Below are 6,087 nucleotides of genomic sequence, written 5' to 3'. Positions count from 1 at the left end.
CTGCACAGCCACCCACATCTTGCAAAAGTTGTGACGTGGAACATACGACGGGCCCGGTTATGCGTCAATTGACTTGTGTATGCACAAAGTTAACCAAAGTTACCAACTAGTAGCTTGATCTTCCGCTCGATGATGTTGCCCAGATGAAACATTCACATTCGAAGGATTCACTTCAGGCCTGCTGAGGCACTCGCTGCGCGCCGATCCGATCGATCCGTGCGCGTCCCCACGCCCCCAAAGGCTCCAGCGCGGCGTTGAGCGCGGCACCGACATCGGTCAGCCGGTACTCCACTCGCGGCGGCACTTCGCGGTAGACGGTTCTGCTGACAATGCCGTCCTCCTCCAGCTCCCGCAGCTGCTGGATCAGCATCTTCTCCGAAACTCCCGGCAGCCCCTTGCGTAGTTCGCCGAAGCGTCGGACCTCGTGCGCGTCCAGTTCCCAGAGAATCAGCGCCTTCCACTTGCCGCCGACCACATCCATCGCGGCGTCGATGCCGCAGATGTATGGTCCCGATCGCTTCGTGCCCATTGCCCGCCCTCTCTACCTGTTCACAAACCAATTGGTAAGTACCCGACAAAATAGTAGGTACTTGCTCCTCTGCCGGGAAACTAGCACTCTTGGTTGCAGCGCGCTGACCAGGACGTACTCGACCTCTAGGAGTTGAACCCGCAATGGCGGAAACCACGAAGACCCCGGTGACCATCCTGGGCCTCGGCGCGATGGGCCAAGCGCTGGCCACCACCTTCCTGAAGGCCGGCCTGCCGACGAGGGTGTGGAACCGCACCCCCGGCAAGGACGCAGACCTCCTCGCGGCCGGAGCCGTCGGCGGCGCGACCGTCGCGGAGGCGATCGACGCCGACGGCCCGATCATCGCCGTACTGCTCGACCACGCATCGGTGCACGCCACCCTCGACCCGGTAGCCGACCGACTGGCCGGACGGCAACTGATCAACCTCACCAGCACCGCCCCCGGTGAGGCCCGCGAACTGGCCACCTGGGCAGCGAGCCACGATTGCGACTACCTCGACGGCGGAATCATGGCGGTGCCACCCATGATCGGGCAGCCCGGCGCCTCCATCCTCTACAGCGGATCGCAAGCGGTCTTCGATGCCCACCGGGAAACCCTCGAATTGCTCGCCGCCGCAGAGTACTTCGGCGACGACGCCGGCTTCGCCTCGACCTACGACTTCGCCCTGCTCGCCACCATGTACGCCATGTTCGGCGGCTTCATGCACGGCGCGGCCATGATGCGCTCGGTCGGCGTCTCCGCCGCCGACTTCGGCAGGCGAGCCACCGCATGGGTCACCGCGATGGCCCAGTCCCTGCCGGACCAGGGGCAGGTCATCGACAGCGCCACCTACACCGACCCCGTCCAGTCCATCGCCTTCCACAAAGCCGCACTCGACGCGATCACCCGCGCCAGCCGCGACGCCAACGTCACCCTCGACTTCGTCGCCCCCATGAAGACCCTCCTCGACCGCCAGGTGGCCGACGGCCACGGCGCCCTGGGATTCGAACGCATTTTCGAAGAACTGCGCTGATTCCCCGCGCGGGCCGCACTCCTCGCGGCCCGCGCAACTCCTTTCCCCGCCTCCGGAGAATGTGCAGGTCCAGGCGCGATTTGGTCCACGCGGAGGGATCCGATAATCTTGCTGAGCACACCGGTCCGGGTGGCGGAATGGCAGACGCGCTAGCTTGAGGTGCTAGTGCCCTTTATCGGGCGTGGGGGTTCAAGTCCCCCTCCGGACACCAGTGCTAAACACAGGATCGGCCCCGACGACAGCCAGCTGTTGCCGGGGCCGATACGTTATGTGTAGCTGCAGGGCCTGGTAGAGGTTCGCTTTGTCCGCTCGTGCGCCTGCGGCGAGGACGGCGGCGACGTCGCCGAGTGAGTCGATGAGCTTACGAATTTCGTTTTCACTCAATCGTGGGACGTTCGGCAGGCTCTGCAGTTCTGCCTGAGCTGCAGCTTTGTCTGCTTGAGTGGCGTTCATCGCCGAGACGAGCGCTTGCGGGTCCACCCCGGCTTCGATAGCGGCGAGGTGGCGTCCGAGCCGGGCGTCGGCATCGGCGATACGCCGTCGCAGAAGCGCTCGCTGGGTGTCGTGGTCGTCGTCGTTTTGGGTGGCGAGCAGGCTGGTGATTGTGTGATCGCGATGTGTGCGGTCGAAAAGGGTCGCCAGCCACCGGTCGACCGAGGAAGAGATGAGATCTTCTCGCAAGTTGACCGTTGGTGGGTGCTCGGCCAGGGCGGGGCTGCCCGGAGCGAGGGTTTTGGCGCGGCAGCGATAGTAGATGACGCCCCTGACCACCGCGGCTTGCATCTTGCGGCCGCAGGCGTCGCAGCGAACCAGGCCCCGCAACAGGTAGTCGCGTGGTGAGTTCTGCCGTGTGCGTTCGAGGCGGCTGCGGGCTCGGTTGCCGGTGCCTGCTCGGCGCTTGCGCAGCAGCTGGGCTTCGGTGAAGGTTTGCACCGACACGATGGCCGGGTGCGCGGGCTTCTTCGACCGCACGATCCGATGATTCGGCGATCTCCGGAAGCGAATGACGTTGCCAGCGGCCGCATCATCTGGGTCGAGGAGTTCTTCTTGTTTGCTCCAGCGGCCGAACACCGCGTAGCCGGTGTACCGGGGATTCTGCAGAATCGCGGCAACCGTACTGGCTTGCCAACCGTCCTGTGAGCGGTGCCGATTCTGCTCCGGCCTGTGCGCTGATGGGCAGGGCACGCCTTCTCGGTTGAGTGCGATGGCGATGGCTTTGTCTCCGCGGCCGGCGAGGTAGTCACGAAAGATTCGCTGCACTACCGGGGCGGTGCTCACATCGAGTGAGAGGATCCGCAGCTTCAGCCCGTCGGAGGCTCGGTGGGGGTTCGGGTGCGGCGGACCGTCGACCACGATGTAGCCATAGGGTGGTCGGCCGCCTTGGTGTCGGCCTTCGTTGAGGACTTGAGCGTCCATGCTGGCGCGGGTGCGCTGCTGCACATGCTGGCGTTCGGACTCACTCAGCCCGCCGAGCATGCTCATCATCATCGAGTGCGTCACATTGCGCGGGTCGAAGCGTCCCCCGAGCTCCGGTACCCACACCTCCACCCCATGGGCCTGCAGTCGCGGTGCGACCAGACTGAACTGGTTGCCGAACCAGCACCGTGTTCCCTCGCCGACAACGATCGCTGTCCATCCTCGGGCCGGATTCTTGAGATCCGCTAGCAGGCGGGCGGCTTCAGCGCGTCGGTGCCAGGGCACCGACCGGGATTGACCGATGTCGAAGTAATCGGCAACGATGGACGCTTCGGACACGAACTTCTCCGCGTTGCCCCGCTGCCACCGATACGAGGTCTCCGAATCTTGATTGTCCTCGGTCAAGCAGCGGCCATAGAACGCGAACAGCTGGTCAGCGCCGTTTTCGACGGTTTCGGGGACGAGTCCCAACAGTTCGTCGAGCACGGCCCACTCGTTTGACTCGCTGGGCATCGTCCTCCCTCTCGGTCGGGTGTTCGCGGGCATGTCGAAGCAGCAACTCGAGTAGCACTCTGGCCGCATCATCAGTCAGCTCGGGCGGGCTTTCGGGGCAAACAACTCTGATGATGCCAGGCCCATCGCTGCCGTGGTTAACGCGTCGGTTGCTGGGGTTAGCGCACACAATCAGCGCCCCCGCGCTTGAAGCACCTTGCGGGACACAAGATTGCTGGACGTTCAGCATGCTCAGAGCCAGCTTGGAAGACTCGTAACACATCTGGCGCAATGGGCGAAACCGCCACAGCTGTACCGGTTCCCGGACGAGTGACCAGCACTAATCGATCATCAGTGCACAGTCGGGCGGTGTTGCGAATGAATGCTCGAAGCCAAAGTCGTATACGGAATGTGTCCCACTTGCGGCAATTCGCCGCCTCGTTGATCATGACAGCTTTGATGCCGTGGACAACCGCATGCGAGCCCGGTCTCCCACAGCGCAATCCGCGAAAGATAACTCTGGTGACGACGGCGACGCTCGGGAGATCATTCGGTGTCCGCTGGTCCCCAGAAACTGGCGGCACCCGCAACCCGAGACTGCGCCTAGCGTCCTCGCGATTTGCATTCGCGGATGAGCAATGACAGATCAGCGTCATGATGCACGTGATCTGTTGCGGCGGACGAGACGTGGCATGTCAGGCTCCTGACCACCTGTCCGCAGACTCTCCCGCCTTTCAGACTACCTGAACGACGGGCTGCGCTGTCGGCCACCGGGATCGCTGCACTCGAACACCCATAACTGTCACAGAAGTCAGAAAGTCGTTGCGGGTGTCCCCTCTCGCGCACAGATTCCCGTCAGTCGTGACACTTTTTCGTGCCGCGTGTTGGAGTGCACTCTCACACACGGAGGACGACCAGTGGAAACACGCTCTGACCTGCATCGATTCCTGGCAGATCTGCCACTTCGCGACAGTTGTGACCCCCCGGGGAAGTTTGCTGGCACTGCCGCCGGGCGGGGTGGTCGGCGGTGATCGCGCCGGTCATCCCGCCGCAGTCGCCGTTGCAGGAACTTGTTCACGGACCGCTGGTCACGAACCGCGTGGTCCGTACCGCCGATGACGATCTCGCCTATGGAATCTGCTCTGTCGGAGACGGGGGCCGGATCCTCGACAAGATCACCTTCACCGCGCTGGACTGGCGTCCGGGCGTTCGTCTGGAGCTGACCTGGCTGGAGGCCGGGGTTCTGCTGGCCCGCCCGGTTGCCGGGGGTGGCGTCGCCATGACCGAGGGCGGGTATTTCCGTGTTCCGTGTCGGCTGCGGCGCCGGGTAGGTCTGTTGATCGGTCAGCGGGCGCTGCTGATCGGGCACCGCAGCCGCCGCGTGCTGCTGATTCATCCGCCCGCCGTGCTCGATGAGTTGTGTGCCGCGAGCCTGCGGCTGCTGAAAGCGGGGGCGTGATGACCGCACTCGGCCCTTCGTCCGCGACTGCGGAGACGGTGGCCGCTGCACGGTTGCTGTTGACCCAGATGGGCATCTCTGCTGCCGATCTCGTTACTCCCGACACGCGGATGCCGACCTTCGAGGAGGTGATCCCCCAGGTTCGGGCTCGGTTGTCCGAAGGCACGCTGCGCACCTACAACACGCATTTCGAGCACCTGCTCGCGCACTGGGCCCAACGGCGCCTCGACGAGCCGACCAAAGCCGATCTCGAAGAGATGGCGGCCGGTATCCAGGCCAACACGCGGGTCAACCGCGCCTCCCGTGGCGGGACCAGCGCGGTCGAGCACTTCATCAGCGCCACCCGGTGTGTCTACCGCTACGCCGAAGACAGCGGCTGGATCCGTCCCGTGGACAACCCCGCGCGCAGACTCACCATGCCCGCCCGCCAGCCCTCGCACCGCTATGCGATCCCATCGGGCCAATTGGCAGAGATCTGGACCGTCGCCGCGACCACCGGCAACGACCCCGACCTCGATGCCCTGATCCTGCGCCTGCACATCGAGACCGCCTGCCGCCGCGGCGGCGCCCTCGCGCTGCGTCTCCACGATCTCGATCCCGACCAGTGCCTGGTTTATCTGCGGGAGAAGGACGGTACCGACCGCTGGCAGCCGGTGTCCCCCACGCTGATGCGGCACCTGCTCGAGCACGCCGCCGAACGCGACAGCCCGCGTTCGGGTCAGTTGCTGCGCTACCGCAACGGAAAGCCCATCACATCACGACGTTTCGACCACATCTGGAAACGGATCGGCCAGACCCTGCCGTGGGTCGCCACACAGGGGGTGAGCATGCATTGGCTGCGCCACACCACTCTCACCTGGGCCGAACGCACCTTCAGCTACGCCGTCGCCCAGAAGTACGCCGGACACCACAGCAAGAACAACGGCACCACCGCCACCTACGTCAAAGCACACATCACCGAGGTCGCCGCCGCGGTGGCCGTGCTGACCGGCGAAGCGCATCCGCTCGTGCCCGACTACGGCACGCAGGACCGTCCGCACGCCGAGCCCGCGACCGAAGGAATCTCAATGACCATGTCAAGCCGCAGCTCGGATTCCGTTGATGCTCGGGGGCTGGGTGTCGAAGGGGCGGTTGTCGCGCAGCAGTGCCCACAGCACGTCGACCAGGCGCCGGGCCAA

5 protein-coding genes and 1 tRNA gene are annotated in these 6,087 nt (G+C 64.6%); 4 read left to right on the top strand and 2 right to left on the bottom strand.

All coding sequences use genetic code 11. The annotated features are described in order from the left end of the window. Nucleotides 1-172 precede the first annotated feature (172 nt). Nucleotides 173-529 carry a helix-turn-helix domain-containing protein gene (locus GVY39_RS29070; protein ID WP_159930108.1) on the bottom strand — a complete coding sequence of 119 codons (357 nt, stop codon included), beginning with the start codon at nt 527-529 and terminating at the stop codon, nt 173-175. 143 nt (nt 530-672) lie between these two features. Between GVY39_RS29070 and GVY39_RS29065 the strand changes: the two genes are divergently transcribed. Then, on the top strand, nt 673-1,542 hold the full coding sequence (locus GVY39_RS29065) for an NAD(P)-dependent oxidoreductase (protein ID WP_159930107.1): 870 nt from the start codon (nt 673-675) through the stop codon (nt 1,540-1,542). Nucleotides 1,543-1,665: 123 nt separating this feature from the next. After that, nucleotides 1,666-1,753: transfer RNA gene (locus GVY39_RS29060), tRNA-Leu, on the top strand. Here GVY39_RS29060 and GVY39_RS29055 read toward each other — a convergent pair. Continuing rightward, on the bottom strand, nt 1,732-3,444 hold the full coding sequence (locus tag GVY39_RS29055; RefSeq protein WP_236565733.1) for a recombinase family protein: 1,713 nt from the start codon (nt 3,442-3,444) through the stop codon (nt 1,732-1,734). The genes GVY39_RS29060 and GVY39_RS29055 overlap by 22 nt on opposite strands. A 1,033-nt stretch (nt 3,445-4,477) precedes the next feature. Here GVY39_RS29055 and GVY39_RS29050 point away from each other — a divergent pair. Next, on the top strand, nt 4,478-4,909 hold the full coding sequence (locus GVY39_RS29050; protein ID WP_159930105.1) for a hypothetical protein: 432 nt from the start codon (nt 4,478-4,480) through the stop codon (nt 4,907-4,909). Further along, nucleotides 4,909-6,087, top strand: a 1,179-nt coding sequence (locus tag GVY39_RS29045) for a site-specific integrase (protein WP_236565732.1), incomplete at its 3' end; no start/stop codon positions are given. The genes GVY39_RS29050 and GVY39_RS29045, both read left to right, overlap by 1 nt.

Source organism: Nocardia sp. CY15 (genome assembly GCF_009829295.1).
Lineage (GTDB): Bacteria > Actinomycetota > Actinomycetes > Mycobacteriales > Mycobacteriaceae > Nocardia > Nocardia sputi.
This window is presented reverse-complemented; position numbering and strand designations above follow the sequence as displayed.

Bases quoted from the DNA above. Each gene is read 5' to 3' on its own strand.
- GVY39_RS29070 (WP_159930108.1), bottom strand. From the start codon at position 529: ATGGGCACGAAGCGATCGGGACCATACATCTGCGGCATCGACGCCGCG.
- GVY39_RS29065 (WP_159930107.1), top strand. From the start codon at position 673: ATGGCGGAAACCACGAAGACCCCGGTGACCATCCTGGGCCTCGGCGCG.